This is a genomic window from Microbaculum mangrovi, from assembly GCF_051390635.1.
Lineage (GTDB): Bacteria > Pseudomonadota > Alphaproteobacteria > Rhizobiales > Tepidamorphaceae > Microbaculum.
In genome coordinates this window covers 838196-858567 of record NZ_JBPODT010000001.1, presented here as the reverse complement: position 1 = coordinate 858567, position 20372 = coordinate 838196, and the positions used below count along the sequence as shown (strand labels likewise).

17 protein-coding genes are annotated in these 20372 nt (G+C 66.4%); 7 read left to right on the top strand and 10 right to left on the bottom strand.

The annotated features are described in order from the left end of the window. The first annotated feature begins 35 nt into the window (after window positions 1-35). Entirely contained in the window at window positions 36-2381 is a 2346-nt protein-coding gene (locus ACSF9G_RS04110) for a heavy metal translocating P-type ATPase (RefSeq protein WP_436638667.1), read from the top strand. Window positions 2382-2444: 63 nt separating this feature from the next. Here the strand turns inward: ACSF9G_RS04110 and ACSF9G_RS04105 are convergent, their stop codons facing one another. The 8 genes from ACSF9G_RS04105 to ACSF9G_RS04070 form a co-directional block, all read right to left on the bottom strand. Further along, window positions 2445-2918 carry a DUF411 domain-containing protein gene (locus ACSF9G_RS04105; protein ID WP_436638665.1) on the bottom strand — a complete coding sequence of 158 codons (474 nt, stop codon included), beginning with the start codon at window positions 2916-2918 and terminating at the stop codon, window positions 2445-2447. A gap of 188 nt (window positions 2919-3106) precedes the next feature. After that, the gene (locus tag ACSF9G_RS04100; RefSeq protein ID WP_436638662.1) at window positions 3107-4417 is read right to left on the bottom strand and encodes a hydroxyacid-oxoacid transhydrogenase; all 1311 of its coding nucleotides are present in this window, start codon (window positions 4415-4417) and stop codon (window positions 3107-3109) included. Window positions 4418-4573: 156 nt separating this feature from the next. Then, window positions 4574-5791 (bottom strand): ABC transporter substrate-binding protein, encoded by a 1218-nt coding sequence (locus ACSF9G_RS04095; protein WP_436638660.1) that lies wholly within the window; start codon window positions 5789-5791, stop codon window positions 4574-4576. Between the two features lie 27 nt (window positions 5792-5818). Then, window positions 5819-6856, bottom strand: coding sequence for a branched-chain amino acid ABC transporter permease (locus ACSF9G_RS04090; protein ID WP_436638658.1), 1038 nt, complete (start codon window positions 6854-6856; stop codon window positions 5819-5821). Beyond that, window positions 6853-7731: a branched-chain amino acid ABC transporter permease gene (locus ACSF9G_RS04085; protein WP_436638656.1), complete on the bottom strand. Its 879-nt coding sequence runs from the start codon at window positions 7729-7731 to the stop codon at window positions 6853-6855. Before ACSF9G_RS04085 ends, ACSF9G_RS04090 begins: the two co-directional genes overlap by 4 nt. 12 nt (window positions 7732-7743) lie before the next feature. Continuing rightward, entirely contained in the window at window positions 7744-8460 is a 717-nt protein-coding gene (locus ACSF9G_RS04080; RefSeq protein WP_436638653.1) for an ABC transporter ATP-binding protein, read from the bottom strand. Next, entirely contained in the window at window positions 8457-9203 is a 747-nt protein-coding gene (locus ACSF9G_RS04075; RefSeq protein WP_436638651.1) for an ABC transporter ATP-binding protein, read from the bottom strand. The genes ACSF9G_RS04080 and ACSF9G_RS04075 overlap by 4 nt, the downstream gene beginning before the upstream one ends. A gap of 25 nt (window positions 9204-9228) precedes the next feature. Next, window positions 9229-10161, bottom strand: a complete 933-nt coding sequence (locus ACSF9G_RS04070; RefSeq protein WP_436638649.1) for an IclR family transcriptional regulator — start codon at window positions 10159-10161, stop codon at window positions 9229-9231. Window positions 10162-10406: 245 nt separating this feature from the next. Between ACSF9G_RS04070 and ACSF9G_RS04065 the strand changes: the two genes are divergently transcribed. From ACSF9G_RS04065 to ACSF9G_RS04045, 5 genes are all read left to right on the top strand, one after another. Continuing rightward, window positions 10407-12524, top strand: coding sequence for a 3-hydroxyacyl-CoA dehydrogenase NAD-binding domain-containing protein (locus ACSF9G_RS04065; RefSeq protein ID WP_436638647.1), 2118 nt, complete (start codon window positions 10407-10409; stop codon window positions 12522-12524). Further along, window positions 12521-14200, top strand: a complete 1680-nt coding sequence (gene pimA, locus ACSF9G_RS04060; protein ID WP_436638645.1) for a dicarboxylate--CoA ligase PimA — start codon at window positions 12521-12523, stop codon at window positions 14198-14200. The genes ACSF9G_RS04065 and pimA overlap by 4 nt, the downstream gene beginning before the upstream one ends. A 23-nt stretch (window positions 14201-14223) precedes the next feature. Next, the gene (locus ACSF9G_RS04055; RefSeq protein ID WP_436638643.1) at window positions 14224-15411 is read left to right on the top strand and encodes an acetyl-CoA C-acyltransferase; all 1188 of its coding nucleotides are present in this window, start codon (window positions 14224-14226) and stop codon (window positions 15409-15411) included. 8 nt (window positions 15412-15419) lie between these two features. After that, on the top strand, window positions 15420-16625 hold the full coding sequence (gene pimC / locus ACSF9G_RS04050) for a pimeloyl-CoA dehydrogenase large subunit (RefSeq protein WP_436638641.1): 1206 nt from the start codon (window positions 15420-15422) through the stop codon (window positions 16623-16625). 152 nt (window positions 16626-16777) lie between these two features. Beyond that, window positions 16778-17926: an acyl-CoA dehydrogenase family protein gene (locus tag ACSF9G_RS04045; protein ID WP_436638639.1), complete on the top strand. Its 1149-nt coding sequence runs from the start codon at window positions 16778-16780 to the stop codon at window positions 17924-17926. Between the two features lie 33 nt (window positions 17927-17959). Here the strand turns inward: ACSF9G_RS04045 and ACSF9G_RS04040 are convergent, their stop codons facing one another. Continuing rightward, window positions 17960-18319: a Rid family hydrolase gene (locus ACSF9G_RS04040; RefSeq protein WP_436638637.1), complete on the bottom strand. Its 360-nt coding sequence runs from the start codon at window positions 18317-18319 to the stop codon at window positions 17960-17962. A 150-nt stretch (window positions 18320-18469) separates the two neighbouring features. Here ACSF9G_RS04040 and ACSF9G_RS04035 point away from each other — a divergent pair, with 150 nt between their 5' ends. After that, window positions 18470-19267, top strand: a complete 798-nt coding sequence (locus ACSF9G_RS04035) for an SDR family NAD(P)-dependent oxidoreductase (protein WP_436638635.1) — start codon at window positions 18470-18472, stop codon at window positions 19265-19267. A gap of 4 nt (window positions 19268-19271) precedes the next feature. Here ACSF9G_RS04035 and ACSF9G_RS04030 read toward each other — a convergent pair whose 3' ends face one another. Then, window positions 19272-20282 carry a helix-turn-helix transcriptional regulator gene (locus ACSF9G_RS04030; protein ID WP_436638626.1) on the bottom strand — a complete coding sequence of 337 codons (1011 nt, stop codon included), beginning with the start codon at window positions 20280-20282 and terminating at the stop codon, window positions 19272-19274. Window positions 20283-20372: the final 90 nt, after the last annotated feature.

Sequence of the window (20372 nt, the reverse complement as noted above, 5' to 3'; positions counted from 1 at the left end):
CGCCGGGCCATCCGTACTCGACCAGGACAGCCGCAATGGATTCTACAATCGATCACAATCAGAACCGGGACGCGCAGGGCGGCGGCTGCTGCGGCGGGTGCGGGACGCCGTCTGCGGTGATTGTGTCCGAGGGCGATATCCGGCCAAGCCCGGGCCGATTGGCGTTCAAGGTGTCCGGGCTCGACTGCGCCGAGGAGGTGGCCATCCTCAAGCGGGAAATCGGTCCGCTCGTCGGCGGCGACGACAAGCTGGCATTCGACGTGCTCAACGGCCGCATGACCGTGCTCGATGACGCGACGGCGGCGGATGCCGATGCGATACGCCGTGCCGTGGCGCGCACCGGAATGACCGCGGAGGAATGGCGGCCGGGGCGGCCGGCGTCTGCCACCGAAGAGCGGCATCGTCGCCAGCAGATGGTGTTCACGGGCCTGAGCGGGCTGGGCGTTTTTGCGGGACTGGGTTTGCACCTGTGGCATGCCGGCGGTTTCGCCGAGGCGCTCCGTCTCTTCGGCGGTCACGGCGGGCAGGGAATGCCGCTTGCCGAAGTCCTGGCCTTTGCCTTTGCCATCGGCTTCGGCGCGCGCTTCGTCGTGCCCAAGGCCTGGTTCGCGGCCAAGAGCCTGCGTCCCGACATCAACCTGCTGATGGTGATCGCGGTCGCCGGCGCCATCGCGCTCGACGACTGGTTCGAGGCGGCGACGGTGGCCTTCCTGTTCGCCCTGTCGCTCACCCTGGAAAGCTGGAGCGTGGGGCGTGCGCGCCGCGCGATCTCGGCGCTGCTCGACCTCGCGCCGCCGACGGCACGCATCCGCGCGGACGATGGCACCGAGAGGGACGTCCCGGCCGGCGAGGTGGCCGTCGGCTCGGTCTTCATCGTGAAGCCGGGCGAGCGCCTGCCGCTCGACGGCCGGATACTGGCGGGATCGAGCAGTGTCAATCAGGCGCCGATCACGGGCGAGAGCGTTCCCGTCGAGAAGGACGTGGACGCCGACGTATTCGCCGGCACGATCAATGGCGATGGCGTGCTCGAGGTCATGAGTACCAAGGTGGCCGGGGACACGACGCTGGCGCGTATCATCCGGATGGTCGAGGACGCCCACAGCAAGCGCTCGCGGGCCGAGCAGTGGGTGGAGCGGTTCGCCCGCGTCTACACCCCGGCGATCATCGTCCTAGCGATCCTCGTCGCCGTCGTGCCGCCACTCGCCTTCGGGGCGGTCTGGGCCGACTGGTTCTATCGCGCGCTGGTTCTCCTCGTCATCGCCTGTCCGTGCGCGCTCGTCATCTCCACACCCGTCAGCATCGTTGCCGCCCTGGCGGCGTCGGCCCGCAACGGCGTGCTGGTGAAGGGTGGGGTGTTCATCGAGCTTCCGGCGCGATTGAAGGCGCTCGCCTTCGACAAGACCGGCACCATCACGCGGGGCGATCCGGTCGTCGTCGCCGTGCTGCCGCTGAACGATCACACGGAGGCGGAACTGCTCGAACGGGCGGCCGCGCTGGAGGCGCATAGCGGACATCCGCTGGCGCGCGCGATCATGCGCCGGGCCGCGGAAAAGGGCATCGATCCGGCGCCCGCGACGCAGGTGCAGGTCGAAAAAGGCAAGGGGCTGACCGGCGTTTTCAACGGCGAGCCCTACTGGCTCGGTTCGTTTCGCTATCTCGTCGAACGCGGCCACGAAAGCGCGCAGGTGCGCAACGAAATCGAGGCGCTGGAGCGGGATGGCAAGACCGTCGTGGCGATCGGCAACGCCCGTCATGTCTGTGGTCTGGTGGCGATTGCCGATACCGTGCGGCCGGACGCGGCCGCCGCGCTGGACGCGCTGCGGGCTGACGGCGTCGCGCATCTGGTGATGCTCACCGGAGACAACCGTATCACGGCGGAAGCCATCGCCAGGGAGGTGCGTATCGGCGAGGTGCGCGCCGAGCTGCTGCCCGAGGACAAGGTCGCCGCCGTCGAGGCGCTCGTCGAGCGGCATGGCGTGGTCGCGATGGTCGGTGACGGCGTCAACGACGCGCCGGCCATGGCGCGGGCGAGTTTCGGGGTCGCGATGGGGGCGGCGGGGTCGGACGCGGCGATCGAGACCGCCGACATCGCGCTCATGACGGATGATCTGAGCAAGCTGCCGTGGCTCGTTCGCCACTCGAAGCACACGCTTGCGGTGATCCGTCAGAACATCGGCTTTTCCCTCGCCATCAAGGTGGTCTTTGTCGTGCTTACCTTCAGCGGCTTCGCCACGCTGTGGGGCGCGATCGCCGCCGATGTCGGGGCCTCGCTGCTAGTGGTCGCGAACGCGCTTCGGCTGCTGCGCCCCAGCGCCGGCCCGGTAGCAGCCTCAAGCGCAATCAATGGGACCGCCGCCACAGGTCGACGGACTTGGCCTTGAACGCTGAGGCTGCCGGATGCGAGCGGGATCGGCCCGTCCGGATTTCTCATGCGGCCGGATTCCTCACGCGGCGGGGTAAGACGCGAACGCCTCGGTCGTCCCGTCCTTGCGGATCAGAAAGACGGTGTAGGCTTCCCGCTCCGTTTCCGGACCCATCCCCGGAGAGCCATAGGGCATGCCGGGCACCGCCAGCCCGACCGCGTCCGGTCGTTCCGCCAGAAGCCGCTTGATGTCGGCAGCCGGCACATGGCCTTCGATGGCGTAGCCGTCGGCCTCAGCCGTATGGCAGGACGCCATGTCGCTCGAGATGCCCAGGTCCATCTTGCGCTTCACGAGCGCTCCGTTGGGCATGTCCTCGGATGTGACCTCGAACCCGTTCTCGCGCAGATAGTCGATCCAGGCGATACAACAGCCGCAGCCGCTCGTCTTGACCACATGAATGGTCGGGGCCGCCGCGGCCGGCCAGGGATGAAGGCTCGTGACAGCCAGCGCGCCGAGTCCCGTAAGCACTGTCCTGCGGTCAATCTGATGTCCCATGTTTCCCGTCCTCGCGGTTGTCCAGCGCGGCCTTGCGAATTGATCCATCGGTTTTCCCGTACACTAGTGACGTTGGGGGCGGTCCGATACCGCCGCAAGCCGTCGTCGCGGCGGCGATGGTTCAAATCATCGTGTGCGCGCGGCATCGCGGCCCAGGGTGAGGCGGACGACCGTGCCGCCACTGCGCCTCACCAGTTTTTGAGAGACTGGCGCAGGATCGTTTCCAGGTCGCTGCGGTCCGGCGCCTTCGGCGCGAGCACGAGCAGCCGCTGCTGCTTCAGGGCGCCGTCGATGATGGCGGGAATGTCGTCCTCGCCGTAGCCGAGTTCGGCGATGCCGCTCGGCGCGCCGACCTGCCGCATCAGCGCGATCAGGGCATCCGGCAGGCTTTCGGGCCCCGGATCGGCGACGGGCGCGCCGGTCAGGAGCTCGGCCGCCCTGATGTGCTTCTCGGGAGCGGAATCATAGGTGAAGCGGAACGCGGCCGGCGCGGTGACGATCACCGAGAAGCCGTGCGGCACGAACGCATGGTTGGTGCGGTAGCCGGGCGGCGTGTACTGATGCTTGAGACCGGCGATCGGGTAGGCGCACGAGTGCGGGATGTGGACGCCGGCGGTGCCGAAGCCGATGCCGGCCATGGTCGCACCCAGCATCATCGTGCCGCGCGCTTCCAGATCGTCGCCGTCATTGACGGCGCGGGCCAGGAACCGGCCTCCGAACTCCAGCGCCTTCATCGACCAGATGTCGGCGATCGGGTTCGAGCCCTGATAGGGCGGCCGTTCGCCGGGATCGGCCGGCTTGTCGCGGCTGTCGAACGGCTTCGAGATGTAGCTTTCCGCCGCGTGGCAGACGACGTCGAGGCCGGCGGATGCCGTCACCGCGCCGGGCGTCGTGCGGGCGAGCACCGGATCGACGACGGCGAGGGTGGGGCGCATGAAGCGGTGCGAGATGCCGGTCTTCACCTTGAGATCCGGGATATCGAGGATGGCGACCGTCGTCGCCTCCGAGCCCGATCCGGATGTGGTGGGAATGGCGATCAGTGGCAGTAGCGGCGACGCCGGCTTGCGCCCGGCCCCGATCGGCGGATTGACGTAGTCCATGATCTCGCCGCCATGGACCTTGATCAGATTGGCGACCTTGGCGGTATCGATGGTCGAGCCGCCGCCGAGGCCGATGAAGCCGTCGACATCCGCGCCCTTCGCGAACGTCGCTGCACGATCGAAGCTGTCGATGGTCGGCTCCACGGCGATGTCTTCGTAGACGACCGCGCTGGCGCCGGCGGCTTCGATCTGACTGATCACGCGCCCGGTGACCCCGAAATCCCGCAATACCGGATCGGCGACCAGCATGACGCGCTTCAGGCCCAGGCGGCCGATTTCCCACCCGAGCTCATCGACGGCGCCTTCGCCGAACTTGAGCTGGGTGGCCTCCAGCGTGAAGACGCTTTCGTGAGGATGTCCGGCGTGCGGATGTCCGGCGTGAGAATGTCCGGCCGTCATGGTGTTCCTTTCGCACCCGCTGCTATCGAGGGGGCATCATAGCCCGCGGCGGACGAATGGCGATGTCCGCGTCAGGGTGCCGCTTCGGCCCTTTCGGAAGAAAAGCGCCGGGCCGTGCGGCCCGGCGCCGAAAACGCGTGCGTCGTTCCGCCCGGATTAACTCCGAACCTCGCCGGAGATCACGGGACCGAACATCTCCCAGCGCTCGCCGTTGAACTTCATCATCTGCATCTGCTCGATCGGGAAGAAGTCCGTCTCGGAGGTGTTGACGATGATGCCGGGCAGGGCCATCGGCAGTTCCAGCCCGCGCAGGCTGGCAGCCTGCTTCATGACATTGGCGCGGGTCAGGTCGTCGCCGGCTTGCTCGAGAACCTGCTTGAGCGTCTGCCCGACGGTGTAGCCGTAGACGGTGAAGCTCGAGGTCTTGTCGCCGTCGGGATAATACTCGTCCATGAACGCGGACCAGTCGGCATAGGCCGGGTCGTCCTTCCATTGCGGGTCGGTCGGGTCCTTCAGGTAGCCCGTCGACAGGACACCGGTGGCGTTGTCCAGGCCGGCCGGCTTCAGCACGCCGCCGACCGACTGCGAGACGTTGTTGACGATGTGGACCGGTTGCCAGTCGAGTTCGGCGACCTTGCGGATCGACTGCGCGGCGAACTTCGGTGTGGCGATGGTCACCAGCACGTCGGCGCCGGAGTCCTTAAGCTTGATCATCTGCGAGTCGATGGTCGGGTCCGACGTCTCGTAGGGTACTTCGGCGACAATCATCGACGCCTTGTCGCCGAGCCCGTCCGTCAGTCCCTTCAGCAGGTCCTTGCCGTAGTCGTCGTTCTGGAACAGCACGGCGATCTTGGCGTCGGGATGGTTTTCCTTGATGTAGGTCGCGTAGATGCGGCCTTCGCTCTGGTAGTTGGGCTGCCAGCCCATGGTCCAGGGGAAGTTCTCCGGATCGCCCCACTTGGTGGCGCCGGTGGCGACGAAGAGCTGGGGCACCTTCTTGACGTTCATGTATTTGTGGATCGCCGAATTCGACGGCGTGCCGAGGCTCTGGAAGATGAGCAGCACCTCGTCGCTCTCGACGAGCTTCCGCGCCTGCTCGACCGCCTTGGGCGGGCTGTAGCCGTCGTCATAGGAAATGAACTCGATCTGGCGGCCGTTGATGCCGCCTTCCTTGTTCACCTTGTCGAAATAGGCGGCCAGGGTCTTGCCGATCGTGCCGTAGGCGGACGCCGGGCCGCTATAGGGATTGATATTGCCGATCTTGATGGTCGTGTCGGTCGCGCCGGGGTCGTATTGCTGCGCGCCGGCAGGACCGGCGGCGAGCGCGAGCGCGCCCGCGAGTCCCGTCAAGGTGACGTAGCTGCGAATTCTCATTGCTTTCCTCCCAGATTGCCGGCGTCTTCAGCGACGCCGTGTTGCGAGTTTCAGGACGGCAGTACGAATGAGGCCGACCGCACCGGTCGGCATCAGGTAGATCACCAGGAGCAGGATCACGCCGTAGACCGCGCCGGCGAGGCCCTTGGAGACCTCCTCGGCGATATTCGGCACGAAAACCAGGAACAGCCCGCCGAACAGCGCGCCGGTGATGGTTCCCACGCCGCCGATGACGAGACCGACGAACAGGCCGATGGCCAGCGTGAAGGTGAAGCTGTCGGGCGCGACGAACTGCACCACCACCGCCGACAACGATCCGGCGATGCCGGCATAGGCCGCGCTGACGCCGAAGGTCGTCGTCTTGTAGAGGGCGATGTTGATGCCCATGGCGCGGGCCGCGATCGGGTTGTCGCGGATCGCCTTCATGGCGCGGCCCGACCGGCTGTTGACCAGGTTGACGGCGCAGACCGCCAGCCCAAGGCCGACCGCCAGCGTGACGAAGTACATCCACTGGTCCGAATTGAGCGGCAGACCGAAGGGCGCCTCCGGCTTGAAGACGAGCAGGCCCTGGACCCCGCCGGTCCAGGGTTCGAGCGGCGTGAGCTTGAGCAGCTGCGGCGTGGCGACGGCGAGCGCGAAGGTGGCGAGCGCAAGGTATATGCTTTCCAGCCTCAGAGCCGGCAGGCCGAACAGGAATCCGAAAACGAAGCAGACGAGCGCGGCGATCGGCAGCGTCCAGTAGAAGCCCATGCCGGCGAATTCCATCAGGATCGCCGTCGTATAGGCGCCGATCGCCACGAAGGTGGAGTGGCCGAGCGAGAACTGGCCGTTGAAGCCGGTCAGGAGGCTGAGGCCCAGTATGGCGATCGCGTAGATCATCACCGTGGTGAACTGGAAGATCGTGAAGTTCTTCACGACGAAGGGCAGGACCACGGCGACGATCAGGCCCACGGCAAGGGCGGCGCGCTGCCATCCCAGCGGGATGCCGGTGCGGGTCGCGGGCGCGCCGGCGCCTTGCGATTTCGCCGGTCGGTCGGACGCCATGGTGCGTTCCATCGCCATCATACCCTCGTCACGACACGGGCGCCGAACAGCCCTGTCGGCTTGAACATCAGCACGGTGACGATCAGCGTGAGCGCGATCGTCAGTTTCAGTTCCGGCCCGACCACGGGAATGAAGGTGCCGGCCAGGTTCTCGATGATGCCTACGGCGAAACCGCCGATCACCGCACCGCCCGGGCTCGTCAGGCCGCCGACGACGGCGCCGGCGAAGCCGTAGATCAGGATCGACAGCATCATGTTGGGCTCGAGGAAGACGACGGGCGCGATCATCATGCCGGCCACCGCGCCGATCGCAGCGGCCATGCCCCAGCCGAGCGCGATCATCCAGCCGACGCGGACGCCGACGAGGCGGGCGGACTCGGGATTGGTGGCGGCCGCCCGCATGGCAAGCCCGACGCGGGTGTTGCGGAAGAACAGGAACAGGAGCACCAGCAGCACCAGCGTGACGGCGATCATGCCGGCGTCGTGCGCGCCGATCAGTCCGCCGCCGAACAGCGACTGCTGGCCGAACGGTGTCGGGAAGGACTTGATGGTGAAGTCCCAGATGAAACCGGCCAGCGAATTGAAGATCGCGAACAGCGCGATGAAGGCGACGATGTGGGCGAGCACCGGCGCGCGGTGTAACGGCTTGAACACGGTGCGCTCGATGACGACGCCGGCGACGAAGGACAGGCCGATCGTCAAGAAGAAGGCGCCCCAGTAGGGCACCCCCCACTCGATGAGCTGCCAGGCGACGAAGGTCGAGAACATCGCCATCTCGCCCTGGGCGAAGTTGAGATGGTGGATTGCCTGGTAGATCATGACGATGGCCAGGGCCATGCAGGCGTAGATGCCCCCGGTGGCGAGACCGGCCAGTACCTGATGCAGGAAAAGCTCCATACCCGTTTCCCGTCAGTAGCCGAGATAGGCGCGGCGAACGTTCTCGTCGCTGCCGATCTCCCGGGCGGGGCCGGACATGATCATGCGGCCGGTTTCGATCAGATAGGCTTCGTCGGCGATCTCGAGGGCCATGGCCGCGTTCTGCTCGACCAGCAACATCGACAATCCTTCCTTCTCCTTGAGGTCGGAGAGAATCCCGAAGAGCTCCTCGACGATCAGCGGCGCGAGCCCGAAGGAGGGTTCGTCGAGCAGCATCAGGCGCGGACGCAGCATCAGCGCACGGCTGATCGCCAGCATCTGCTGCTCGCCGCCCGACAGGGTGCCCGCCTGCTGTCGGCGGCGTTCGGCAAGGCGCGGGAAATAGGTGTAGGTGCGTTCGATGTCCTGGGCGATGGCGGCGGTGTCGCGGCGGGTCATGGCGCCGAGCTGCAGGTTCTCCTCCACCGTCATCGCGGCGAAGGTGCCGCGCCCCTCGGGCACGTGGGCGATGCCGAGGCGGACGATGTCTTCCGTCACCGTTCCGCCGATCTGATTGCCGGCGAAGACAATCTCGCCGGCGGTCGGGATCATCCCGGACAGCGCCCTGAGCGTCGTGGTCTTGCCCGCGCCGTTGGCGCCGAGCAGCGTGACGACACCGTTTTCAGGCACGTCGAAATCAAGTCCGAACAGGGCCTGAAGCCGTCCGTACCAGGCCTCGAGGCCCCGGACCTTGAGCAGCGGCTGGCTCATCGGTGGCTGCTCCCCAGGTAGGCGCGGATCACTTCCGGATCGTTCTGGACTTCGGCCGGCGAGCCCTCCGCGATCTTGCGGCCGAAGTCGAGGGCGACCACGGTGTCGGAAATCGCCATGACGAGGCCCATGTGATGCTCGACCAGCAGCACGGTGACGCCGCGCTGGTCGCGGATGCGGCGGATCAGTTCGCCCAGCTCGTCGACCTCGCTGTGCGTCAGGCCGCCGGCCGGCTCGTCCAGAAGCAGAAGTCTGGGTCGGCCGGCAAGCGCGCGGGCGAGCTCGACGCGCTTCTGTGTGCCGGTCGGCAGATCCGAGACGACGCGACCGGCGACATCCGTCAGACCCATGTCGTGCAGCAGGTCGTCGAGTTCCGCGCCGCTGGCTGACGGACGGTTCAGTCCGATCGCGTCGCTCAGGAAGTTGCCGCCCGTGCGCGGATGCGTGCCGACCAGCACGTTGTCGCGAACCGACATCGTTCGAAACAGCGCGAGGTTCTGGAAGGTGCGGGTGATGCCGAGCCGGGCGATCCGATGGGCCGAGAGTGCCATCAGGCTTTCGCCCTGGAAACGGATGTCGCCTTCGTCCGGGGTGTACAGACGGCTGACGCAGTTGAACAGCGTCGTCTTGCCGGCTCCGTTCGGACCGATCAGACCGAGAATCTCGCCCGGCGCGATTTCGAAGGAAATACCGTCGAGCGCGACTATGCCGCCGAAGCGGATCGCGACCGAGTCGAAGGTCAACAGCGGCTGCCGTGACGCAACGTAGTCAGCTGCGCCGACGGCGCGCGCTACGGCCTCCCGCGCTGGATTGGGCACGCGTTCCTCCCTGGAAGACGGGTGTGCGATAGTTTTCTTCATCGTCGAGGCCGTCTGCGCGACCACTCAAGATCGATTCCACCGTCCGCACCATTTCCAGAAGGCGCGGTCCGATGTCGTTCACCAGCCTGTCCCGGGACAGGCTATAGGATGGCGCTCCGCAATTGAACGCATAAACACCCGAACCGTCGGGCATGACGATCGGTGCGGCGACGCCGTTGACGTCCTCGATCCATTCGCCCACGGACCAGGTGAAGCCGTGCTTGCGGATCTCCGTCATCGCCCTGTCTATGCCGTCGCGCATTTCCGGCCAATCGTCACCGGCTCGCTCGGCGAGGCGTTCGAACAACTCTCCGCGTTCCTCGTCCGGCATCACGGAAATCAGCGCGCGGCCGATGGCGGTGGTCGCGATCGGAATACGTGAGCCAACATCGAGGCGGGCCTGCTGGATCGAACTCGACAGGCAGTGCTGGACGTAGATGACGGCAAGCCGGTCACGCGCGCCGAGCGCGACCGAGGCCGTGGCGTAGTCGGCCAGGCCCTGCATGTAGGGGCGGGCGATGTGGCGGATGCCGATATGGGCAAGCGCGGTGTAGCCGAGCGCCATCGCGGCCGGCGCGAGCTGGTACTTGTTGAAGCGCGGAACGTGGACGAGGTAGCCGAGCCTGGTCAGCGTATAGGTCAGCCGGGAGACGGTCGGCTTGGGCAAACCCGTACGCTCGGCGATCTCGGCATTGCCGAGCAGGCCGTCACGCGCACGGAAAACCCGCATCACTTCCAGGCCGCGCGCCAGCGCGACGACGAATTTGCGGTCGTGCTCCGGCGCGACGGGTCCGGGCTCGTCGATCGGTCCCGCGTTCCTGGTGCTGCCCGGCCCTGTCACGTTGTCCTGTCCCCTACGTTGACAAGCAGTGCAACAGTTTCTAGCGTTCAGGTCAATTTGTAAAATCTAATTTCGCACAGCGAAATGAGCATCCGGAAGGACATGACCTTGGCGCGTTCTATTGTCCCGTTTCCGGGGCGGACGGGGAGGGGTGCTTGCGAGGGGAACGACGTTCGCTTAGTTGGGACGGCTGAGGCCGGCAAGTGCCGGTGTATGTGCCCAACCGAGATTCAGTGGAGACTTTGATGAGCGACGTCGTAAGCGTAACCAGGGACGGCGACGTCGCCGTCGTGACGATCGACAATCCGCCGGTCAACGCCTTGAGCCATGCGGTGCGCAAGGGCGTTTTCGACGCGATGGCAGCGTTGCGCGACGAGGCGGACGTCAAGGCGATCGTGCTGGCTTGCGCAGGCCGCACCTTTTCGGCCGGCGCCGACATCACGGAATTCGGCAAGCCGCCGCAGCCGCCGGCCCTGATCGAGATGATCAATGCCATCGAGGCGATGCCGAAGCCGGTCGTCGCCGCGCTGCACGGCACCGTGCTCGGAGGCGGCTTCGAGGTCGCGCTCGGCTGTCATCATCGCATCGCGGCGCCCGGCACGCGGGTCGGACTTCCGGAGGTGAAGCTCGGCATCCTTCCCGGTGCCGGGGGCACGCAGCGCCTGCCGCGCCTCATCGGCGCGATCGAGGCCCTGAAGATCATCGTCAGCGGCGATCCTGTCGCCGCCGAGAAAGCCCTTAAGCTCGGCGCGATCGACGAGATCGCCACCGGAGACCTGACGCAGGCGGCCGTTGTGCTGGCGAAAAAGGTCGGTGCCGAAGGCAAGGAACCGGTTCGCGTCAGCGATCGCGACGACAAGCTGGCCGACGTCAAGGCCGATCCGACGGCGTTCAACGAGGCGGCCGCCAAGCTGACCGCGCGGGCGCGCGGGCTCGAGGCGCCGCACGCCTGCGTCGAGGCGGTGAAGCTGTCGTTCGAGCTGCCGTTCGAGGAAGGCCTGAAGCGCGAGCGCGATGCGTTCATGAAGCTCGTGGCCGGCGATCAGTCGAAGGCGCAGCGCCACCTATTCTTCGCCGAGCGCCAGGCCGCCAAGGTGCTCGACATGCCGAAGGGCACGAAACCGCGCACGGTCGAGAAGGTCGCCGTCATCGGTGCCGGAACCATGGGCGGCGGCATTTCGATGAACTTCGCCAATGCCGGCATCCCGGTCACCATCGTCGAGACCTCGCAGGAGGCGCTGGATCGCGGCTTCGGCACGATCGAGAAGAACTACAACATCTCGGTGTCGCGCGGACGGATGACCGAGGCCGACGTCAAGCAGCGCATGAGCCTGCTGACCGGCAGCACCGATATGAACGACGTCGCGGACGCCGACCTCATCATCGAGGCGGTGTTCGAGGAAATGGATATCAAGAAGCAGATCTTCTCTAAGCTCGACGAGATCGCCAAGCCGACGGCGGTTCTGGCCACCAATACCTCCTATCTCGACGTCAACGCTATCGCGAACATGACGAAGCGCCCGAGCTCCGTGCTCGGTACGCATTTCTTCAGCCCGGCGAACGTGATGAAGCTGCTGGAGATCGTGCGCGGCGCGGAGACGGCGCCGGAGGTGCTGGCGACCGCGATCGATGTCGGGCGCAAGATCAAGAAGGTGCCGGTTGTCGTCGGCGTCTGCTTCGGCTTCGTCGGCAATCGCATGCTGCGCGCCCGCTCGCTCGAAACCGAGCGTCTGCTGCTGGAGGGCGCGACGCCGCAACAGGTCGACAAGGCGATCACCGGCTTCGGCTTTCCGATGGGGCCGTTCGCCATGGGCGACCTCGCCGGTCTCGATATCGGCTGGCGCATCCGCAAGCAGATGGGCGCGACGGCCGATGGCGGCAAGGCGGACATCGCCGATGCCCTGTGCGAGATGGGCCGCTTCGGCCAGAAGACCGGCCGCGGCTTCTATATCTACGAGAAGGGCGCCCGCGCCGGCAGTCCCGACCCGGAAGTCGAGGCGCTGATCGTGGAGACGGCGGCCAGGCACGGGATCGAACGTCGCGAGATTGGCGACGAGGAAATCGTCGAGCGGCTGATCTATCCGATGATCAGCGAGGGGGCGAAGATCCTCGACGAGGGCGTCGCCCAGCGGCCCGGCGATATAGACGTCGTCTGGGTCAACGGATACGGTTTCCCGGTCTGGCGCGGCGGTCCGATGTTCTACGCCGATCAGGTCGGGCTGAAGCATGTCCGAGACCGTCTCGCCCATTACGCCGAGGTTTCCGGCAACGCGGCCCTGAAGCCGGCGCCGCTGCTCGATCGCCTCGCCGATGAAGGATCGACCTTCGCGGCCTACGGCAAGGACAAAGAACGGACGGCATGACGAAGCGTCCCTTCGCCTGGGAGAGATCCTACCCGCCAGGCGTTTCCTGGGACGCTCCGATTCATACCTCCACCATTCCTAAGCTGTTCGACACGGCCGCCGCGGATTTCGGTCCGCGGCGGGCGATCGAGTACCGCGGCGTCGACGTCACCTACGACGCGCTGTCCAAGTGGGTCGACACCGCCGCCGCCGGGTTCCTGCGCGCCGGGGTCGGTCGCGATACCACGATCGCGATCTATCTTCCCAACTCGCCGTTCCATCCGATCGCGTTCTTCGGCGGTCTCAAGGCGGGGGCGCGGCTGGTCATGCTGAGCCCGCTCGATGCCGAGCGGGAGCTTGCCCACAAACTTCAGGACAGTGGCGCCCGCATCCTGGTGACGACCGATATCGGGACCATGCTCCCGATGGCGATCACGCTGCTCGAGGCCGGCCATCTGGACCGGATCGTCGTTGGCGTGGATGCCGCGTGGGGCGCGCCGCCGATACCCGTCGAACCGATTCCATCCGACCCGAGGATCGTCCGGTGGTCGGACTATGTGCGCGGAGCGCAGCCGCCGGAGGCCTGGCCGAAAATCGCGCGCTCCGATATCGCGGTCCTGCAATATACCGGCGGCACGACGGGCCTGCCCAAGGGCGCCATTCTTTCGCACGCGAACCTGACCGCCGCGACGTCGATCTACGAGACGTGGTTCAACGGTCAGAACCTGTCGGTGCCGGGCGAGGACCGCGTGATCTGCGTCCTGCCGCTGTTTCATATCTATGCGCTGACCACGATACTCCTGCGCCAGATCAAGGCCGGGAACGAAATCCTGCTGCGGCTGAGGTTCGACGTCGACACGACGCTGCGCGATATCGAGGATCTGCGTGCCACGGTGTTTCTTGGCGTGCCGACCATGTGGATCGCGCTGGTCAATTCGCCGGGCATCGAAGATCGCGATCTGTCGTCCCTGCGCTATTGCGGCTCCGGCGGTGCGCCGCTTCCGGTGGACGTTGCACGGCGCTTCGCGAACCTGACAGGCCACAAACTGCTCGGCGGCTGGGGCATGACGGAAACCTCGCCCGCCGGCACGAACCTGCCGGCGACCGGGGCGGCCAAGCCGGGTTCCATCGGACTGCCGATGCCGGGTATCGAATTGAACATCGTCGCTATCGACGATCCCGTGCGCGTGCTCGAGCCGGGCGAAGTCGGTGAAATCCGGATCAAGGGGCCGAACGTCACGCGCGGCTACTGGAACCGGCCCGAGGAGACGGAAGCCGCCTTCGTCGACGGATATTTCCTGACGGGCGACATCGGCTCGATGGACGAGGACGGGTACTTCTACATCGTCGACCGCAAGAAGGACATGATCCTCTCGGGCGGGTTCAACGTCTATCCCCAGATGGTCGAGCAGGCGATCTACGAGCACCCTTCGGTCGCCGAAGTGATGGTCATCGGTGTGCCCGACAACTACCGCGGCGAGGCGGCGAAGGCGTTCGTGGCACTGCGCGAGGGCGCCGACGACCTGGATCTCGACGCGCTGCGGCAGTTCCTCGCCGACAAGGTCGGCAAGCACGAGATGCCGCAGTATCTGGAGATCCGCGACGCGCTGCCGCGCAGTCCCGTCGGCAAGCTGCTGAAGACGGCGCTGCGTGACGAAGAGCGGCGCAAGGTCACCGCCAAATCGAATAGCAACTGAAACGTCAATCGAGGACCATGCCAATGCGCGAAGCCGTCATCGTCTCCACAGCCCGCACGCCGATCGGCAAGGCCTATCGCGGCGGGCTCAACGACACCGACGGGCCGACGCTCGCCGGCCATGCGATCGCTTCGGCCGTCGAGCGGGCCGGCATCGATCCCGCCGAAGTCGAGGACGTGGTGATGGGCTGTGCCATGCAGGAAGGCACGACGGGCGGCAATGTCGCCCGCCGGGCCCTGCTGCGCGCCGGCCTGCCGGTGACGGTGGCGGGCTCGACGATCGACCGGCAGTGCTCGTCGGGCCTCAACGCGATCGCGACGATCGCCCGCTCGATCATCCATGACGGCATGGCGGTAGGCGTCGGTGGTGGCGTGGAATCGATCAGCCTCGTGCAGAACGACCACCGCAACACCTTCCACGAGTTCGACCAGGCGCTGATCGACATGAAGCCGGAGGTCTACCTGCCGATGATCGACACGGCGGAGGTGGTGGCCGAGCGCTATGGCATCGCCCGCGAGGAGCAGGATGCCTATGGGCTCGAAAGCCAGAAACGGACGGCCGCTGCAATGCAGGGTGGCCGCTTCACCGACGAGATCGCGCCGATCACGACGACCATGGTGGTCGTCGACAAGGCGACGGGGGAAACCTCCAAGCGCGAGGTCACGGTCGACCGCGACGAGGGGCCACGGCCGGAGTCGACCGCCGAAGGCCTGGCGGGGCTCAAGGCCGTGCGCGGCGAGGGCAAGACGATCACCGCGGGCAATGCCAGCCAGCTTTCCGACGGCGCGTCGGCCTCGGTGCTGATGGATTCGAAACTCGCCGAGCAGCGCGGGCTCGAGCCGCTCGGCACCTTCCGCGGTTTCGTCGCCGCCGGCTGCGAACCCGACGAGATGGGTATCGGGCCGGTCTTCGCGGTGCCGCGCCTTCTCGAGCGTCATGGCCTGACGGTCGACGACATCGATCTGTGGGAATTGAACGAGGCCTTCGCCGTGCAGGTGCTGTACTGCCGCGACAAGCTCGGGATCGATCCCGACAAGCTCAATGTCGACGGCGGCGCCATCGCGCTTGGCCATCCCTATGGCATGTCGGGCGCGCGGCTCGCCGGCCATGCCCTGATCGAGGGCAAGCGGCGCGGCGCCAAACGTGTCGTCGTCACCATGTGCGTCGGCGGCGGCATGGGAGCTGCCGGCCTGTTCGAAATCAACAGCTGAGCGCCGATATGGATCTCGCATTCACGCCCGAGGAAACCGCGTTCCGCGACGAGGTGCGCACCTTCTTCCGCGAAGCGCTGCCGGCCGACATCCACAAGAAGATGACGGAGGGGCGGCACATCGAGAAAGAGGACATCGTCACCTGGCAGCGCATCCTCAACGCGAAGGGTTGGGCCGTGCCGCACTGGCCGGTCGAGTATGGCGGCACCGGCTGGGGGCCGATGAAACAGTACCTCTTCGTCGAGGAACTGCAGCGCACGCCCGCGCCGTCGCCACTGCAGTTCGGCGTCTACATGGTCGGTCCGGTCATCTACACCTTCGGCAACGAGCGACAGAAGGCGCATTTCCTGCCGCGCATCGCCAATATCGACGACTGGTGGTGCCAAGGCTTTTCAGAGCCAGGCTCGGGGTCGGACCTTGCCTCGCTGCGAACGTCGGCGAAACGCGACGGCGATCACTACGTGGTCAACGGCCAGAAGACATGGACGACGCTGGCCCAGTACGCCGACTGGATCTTCTGCCTGGTGCGCACCGATCCCGACGCACCGAAGAAGCAACAGGGCATCTCGTTCCTGCTGATCGACATGAAGACGCCGGGCATCACGGTGCGCCCGATCCAGACGATCGACGGCGGCCACGAGGTCAACGAGGTGTTCTTCGACGATGTGCGGGTGCCTGTCGAGAACCTGGTCGGCGAGGAGAACCGGGGCTGGGACTACGCCAAGTTTCTGCTCGGCAACGAACGCACCAACATCGCCCGCGTTGGCGTCTCGAAACAGAGGCTCGAACGCATCCGCCAGCTCGCCGCCCAGGTCAGCGACGGCGACCGTCCGCTGATCGAAGCGCCGTGGTTCCGCGAGAAGCTGGCGGCGACCGAGATCGAGCTGACGGCGCTGGAGATGACGCAACTGCGGGTCGTCGCGGCCGACGCCAAGCGCGGCAACACGGGAAAACCGGATCCGGCGTCCTCGATCCTCAAGATCAAGGGCTCGCAGATCCAGCAGGCGACGACGGAACTGATGATGGACGTGGTCGGGCCGTTTGCGCTGCCCTTCGGCGACGGGCTCGGCGAGGGGTCGAACGAGATGCAGGTCGGGCCGGACTGGGCCGATACCGCCGCGCCGACGTACTTCAACTGGCGCAAGGTCTCGATCTACGGCGGCTCGAACGAGATCCAGAAGAACATCATCGTCAAGGCGATCCTCGGGCTCTAGTGCCGATGGCGGGACGGCGCGCTCATCGACCGCGGTCCGGGACGCGCCCCACACCACGAGGATCACCGAAAACACGGTTCCCATCCTCCATGACGCGGCGCGGCCGCGTCATGGAGGATGGGCCAGGAACGCCCAGGGAGCGAGCAGGCTAGATGGATTTCGATCTGAACGACGAGCAGCGGCTTTTGAAGGAAAGCGTGGAGCGCCTGCTGGCCGACCGCTACGACTTCGAGACGCGCAACACGTGGCTTGGCGGCGAGCCGGGCTGGAGCCCCGACATGTGGGCGCGATATGCCGAACTCGGCCTGCTGGCGCTGCCGTTCTCGTCCGACCACGGCGGCATGGACGGGGGGCCGGTCGAGACGATGATCGTCATGGAGGCGTTCGGGAAGGGGCTCGTCGTCGAGCCGTATTTCTCGACCGTGATCCTGTCGGGCGGCGTCCTGCGCCACGGTGCCAGCGAGGACCAGAAGGCCGATCTCGTTCCGCAGATCGCGGAGGGAAGCCTGAAGCTCGCGCTGGCGCAGACCGAACGTCAGTCGCGCTATGACCTGTTCGATGTCGCGACCTCGGCGCGCGCCGATGGCGGGGGCTGGGTGATCGACGGGGCCAAGGGCGTCGTTCTGCATGGCGACAGCGCGGACAGGCTGATCGTTACGGCGCGCACCGCCGGCGACCGGCGCGACACGGATGGGATCGGCGTATTCCTGGTCGACGCCTCGGCGCCGGGCGTTTCGCGACGGGGCTACATGACCCAGGACGGGCACCGGGCCGCGGACGTCATGTTCGAAAACGTGCGAGTCGGGCCGGAAGCCGTGATCGGCGATCCGGAAGGCGGGCTGCCGCTGGTCGAGCGTGCCGTCGACGAGGCGATCGCGGCGTTGTGCGCCGAGGCCGTCGGCGGGCTCGAGGAGATGCACCAGCTCACGGTCGAGTACCTGAAGATGCGCAAGCAGTTCGGTGTGCCGATCGGCAACTTCCAGGTTCTGCAACACGCCGCGGCCGACATGTTCATCGATCTCGAGCAGGCGCGGTCAATGACGATGTTCGCGACGATGATGGCTCACGGCGATAACGCACAGGCGCGCCGTCGCGCCGTGTCCGCAGCCAAGGTGCAGGTCGGCCGCTCGGCCAGGTCCGTCGGCCAGAACGCGATCCAGCTGCACGGCGGCGTCGGCATGACGATGGAATTCAAGGTCGGCCACTACTTCAAGCGGGCAACCACGATCGACGCGACCTTCGGCAACGCGGAGTATCACCTGGCCAGGGTTGCCGACGCCGGCAGCCTGATCGCGGCATGATCGCGGTCCCGAAGGGGGGCCGGCACGGGGATCTCAGAGGTCCGCCACGACGGCATCGACCTCGATCTCCACGAGCCATTCCGGATTCACGAAGCGGCTTACCTGCATGATCGTGTCGACCGGTTTGGACAAACGGCAGTATTTCTTGCGGGCGTCGACCACGGCCTTCCAGTCGTCGATGTCGGTCAGCATGAGGCGCGTGCGGACAACGTGCTCCCATCCGGATCCGGCCCGCCGCAGCGCGTCGTCGGCGATCTCGAAGCACCGCTCCGCCTGGCGGCCGGCATTGCCGAGACCGACGGTCTTTCCCTCGGCGTCGACGGGTGCGGTACCGCCGATGCAGATATACGGCCCGACCCGCACGGCGCGTGCGAAGCCGACGATTTCTTCCATGGGGTTTCCGTTCAGGACTAACTGGCGCTGCATGGGTCCACCGACGCTCCGTGCCTGTACAAGTCTGAAAATAGTTAGCCGCCAACCAATGCCGCATTCAACGGGGAATGCGATCGATGATCTGCGGCGGACGCATTCGGACCAGCCCGCATGGTCCGATCGAAACAGGAGGACGAGATGAGCCCGCCCGATCCTTTCCGCCTCGACGGCCAGGTCGCGATTGTCACCGGCTCCAGCAAGGGCATCGGCAAGTCGATCGCGGAAACGATGGCGGCGCTTGGCGCCCGGGTGGTGATCTCGAGCCGCAAGCAGGACGCCTGCGAGGCGGTCGCAGCCGAGATCCGCGCGGGCGGCGGGGAGGCGCTGGTGGTGCCGTGCAACGTGTCGCGCCGCGAGGACGTCGACGCGCTCGTCGCCGCGACGCGGGCGCATTGGGGCAGGATCGACATCATGGTGTCGAACGCAGCGGTCAATCCGCACTACGGTCCGCTCTCGACGCTGAGCGACGACGCCTTCGACAAGATCATGAATTCCAACGTCAAGGCCAACATCTGGTTCGCCAACCATGTGCTGCCGGAAATGGCGGAGCGCGGCGGCGGCGCGATGATCATCGTCTCCTCGATCGGCGGCATGCGCGGCACACCGGTGATCGGCGCCTACGGCATCTCGAAGGCCGCCGACTTCGCGCTGGCCCGCAATCTCGCCGTCGAATGGGGGCCGAAGAACGTGCGCGTGAACTGCATCGCGCCGGGCCTCATCAAGACCGACTTCGCCCGTGCCTTGTGGGAGGACGAGGAGAACCTCAAGCTGCGCACCGCCACGACCCCGCTGCGACGCATCGGGCAGCCCGAAGAAATCGGGCCCGTCGCCGCGTTCCTGGCATCTCCGGCGGCGAGCTTCATCACCGGACAGGTGATCGTCGCGGACGGCGGGGTCACGATCGCCTGAGGGCTCAGACGCGGACCGTCATTCTCCTGTAGGTTCGCGGCGCCATGTCGGTGGCCCGCCGGAAGGCGCGCGTGAAGTGGGCCGGCTCCTCGTAGCCCAGGCACAGGGCGATATCGGTCACCGGCTGCTCGGTTTCCGCCAGCAGATGCCGGGCCCGGTCGAGGCGCGTTTGCGCGAGGATGTCGCGGTAAGTGCAGCCCTGTTCGTGCAGTCGTCGCTGCAGGGTCCTGACCGCAAGGCCCATGCGGCCGGCGACGCCCTCTATATCGGTGAGGCCCTCTAGGAGCCGCGTGCCGGCAATATCCGCGACGATGCCGGCGACATCGCTTGGAGGCCGCTGACGGATCATGGCTCTCAGGTCATGCAGTGTGACCAGCGAATGGCAGCTCGACCTATCGAGCAGGGCGCGCGCAAGGTCGGCGGCCGGGAAGACGATAGCGAGCGCGCCGCGATTGGCCGTGATGGGAATGCCGAGGGCTTCCTCCACCGCCGACAGCCGCGCGTCGCCGCCATAGCCGACTTCGATGCGAAGCGGTTTCCAGCTCTCGCCGCAGTAATGCCGGAAGCTCGACAGCAACGCCGGGATCGTGTGCTCCAGGTGCTGGCGCGCGCCGTGCGCTGGCCGGACCGGGATATGATAGGCGTACTTCGCGACATCTCCGCGGACAGTGAGGGCCAGGCGCGTACCGGACTGGTGGTAGCGCAACGTTCGCGAGGCCCTTTCGAGGTGCCCCCCGAGCGTCGGCGCCGAACGCGCATAGTCGACCCATTTTCCGAATTTGCCCCCCATGGTCGTCCCCACCGTGAGGCCGAACAACGGGTCGCCCGTCCGCCGGGCGGCGTATTCGAACAGGTCGATCAGATCGGCGAGCGGCAGCCTGTGGTTGGCTTCGGAGATGATGGAGAGCGGAAGGTCGATTTCGTCGAAGAGACGCTGCAGCGTGCGGGTGCCTTCGCGTTCCTCGACAAGAGCGGGCAGGGGCCCCATCCCCCTTACCGATGTCATCGCTGTCATCGATCTACCCATGCCGACTAACTAGTTGACGTGGCGTAAAATGGCAAGTTGTCGCCGGCCGCACGCAGTAGGGTCGCGCAGCTAAGCAGC

Excerpts from the sequence above, each read along its gene's own strand:
- ACSF9G_RS04105 (WP_436638665.1), bottom strand. The coding sequence starts at position 2,918 with ATGGGACATCAGATTGACCGCAGGACAGTGCTTACGGGACTCGGCGCG.
- ACSF9G_RS04035 (WP_436638635.1), top strand. The coding sequence starts at position 18,470 with ATGGTCCGATCGAAACAGGAGGACGAGATGAGCCCGCCCGATCCTTTC.
- pimA (WP_436638645.1), top strand. The coding sequence starts at position 12,521 with ATGACGAAGCGTCCCTTCGCCTGGGAGAGATCCTACCCGCCAGGCGTT.
- pimC (WP_436638641.1), top strand. The coding sequence starts at position 15,420 with ATGGATCTCGCATTCACGCCCGAGGAAACCGCGTTCCGCGACGAGGTG.
- ACSF9G_RS04090 (WP_436638658.1), bottom strand. The coding sequence starts at position 6,856 with ATGATGGCGATGGAACGCACCATGGCGTCCGACCGACCGGCGAAATCG.
- ACSF9G_RS04085 (WP_436638656.1), bottom strand. The coding sequence starts at position 7,731 with ATGGAGCTTTTCCTGCATCAGGTACTGGCCGGTCTCGCCACCGGGGGC.
- ACSF9G_RS04030 (WP_436638626.1), bottom strand. The coding sequence starts at position 20,282 with ATGACAGCGATGACATCGGTAAGGGGGATGGGGCCCCTGCCCGCTCTT.
- ACSF9G_RS04095 (WP_436638660.1), bottom strand. The coding sequence starts at position 5,791 with ATGAGAATTCGCAGCTACGTCACCTTGACGGGACTCGCGGGCGCGCTC.
- ACSF9G_RS04065 (WP_436638647.1), top strand. The coding sequence starts at position 10,407 with ATGAGCGACGTCGTAAGCGTAACCAGGGACGGCGACGTCGCCGTCGTG.
- ACSF9G_RS04055 (WP_436638643.1), top strand. The coding sequence starts at position 14,224 with ATGCGCGAAGCCGTCATCGTCTCCACAGCCCGCACGCCGATCGGCAAG.
- ACSF9G_RS04045 (WP_436638639.1), top strand. The coding sequence starts at position 16,778 with ATGGATTTCGATCTGAACGACGAGCAGCGGCTTTTGAAGGAAAGCGTG.
- ACSF9G_RS04100 (WP_436638662.1), bottom strand. The coding sequence starts at position 4,417 with ATGACGGCCGGACATTCTCACGCCGGACATCCGCACGCCGGACATCCT.
- ACSF9G_RS04080 (WP_436638653.1), bottom strand. The coding sequence starts at position 8,460 with ATGAGCCAGCCGCTGCTCAAGGTCCGGGGCCTCGAGGCCTGGTACGGA.
- ACSF9G_RS04110 (WP_436638667.1), top strand. The coding sequence starts at position 36 with ATGGATTCTACAATCGATCACAATCAGAACCGGGACGCGCAGGGCGGC.
- ACSF9G_RS04040 (WP_436638637.1), bottom strand. The coding sequence starts at position 18,319 with ATGGAAGAAATCGTCGGCTTCGCACGCGCCGTGCGGGTCGGGCCGTAT.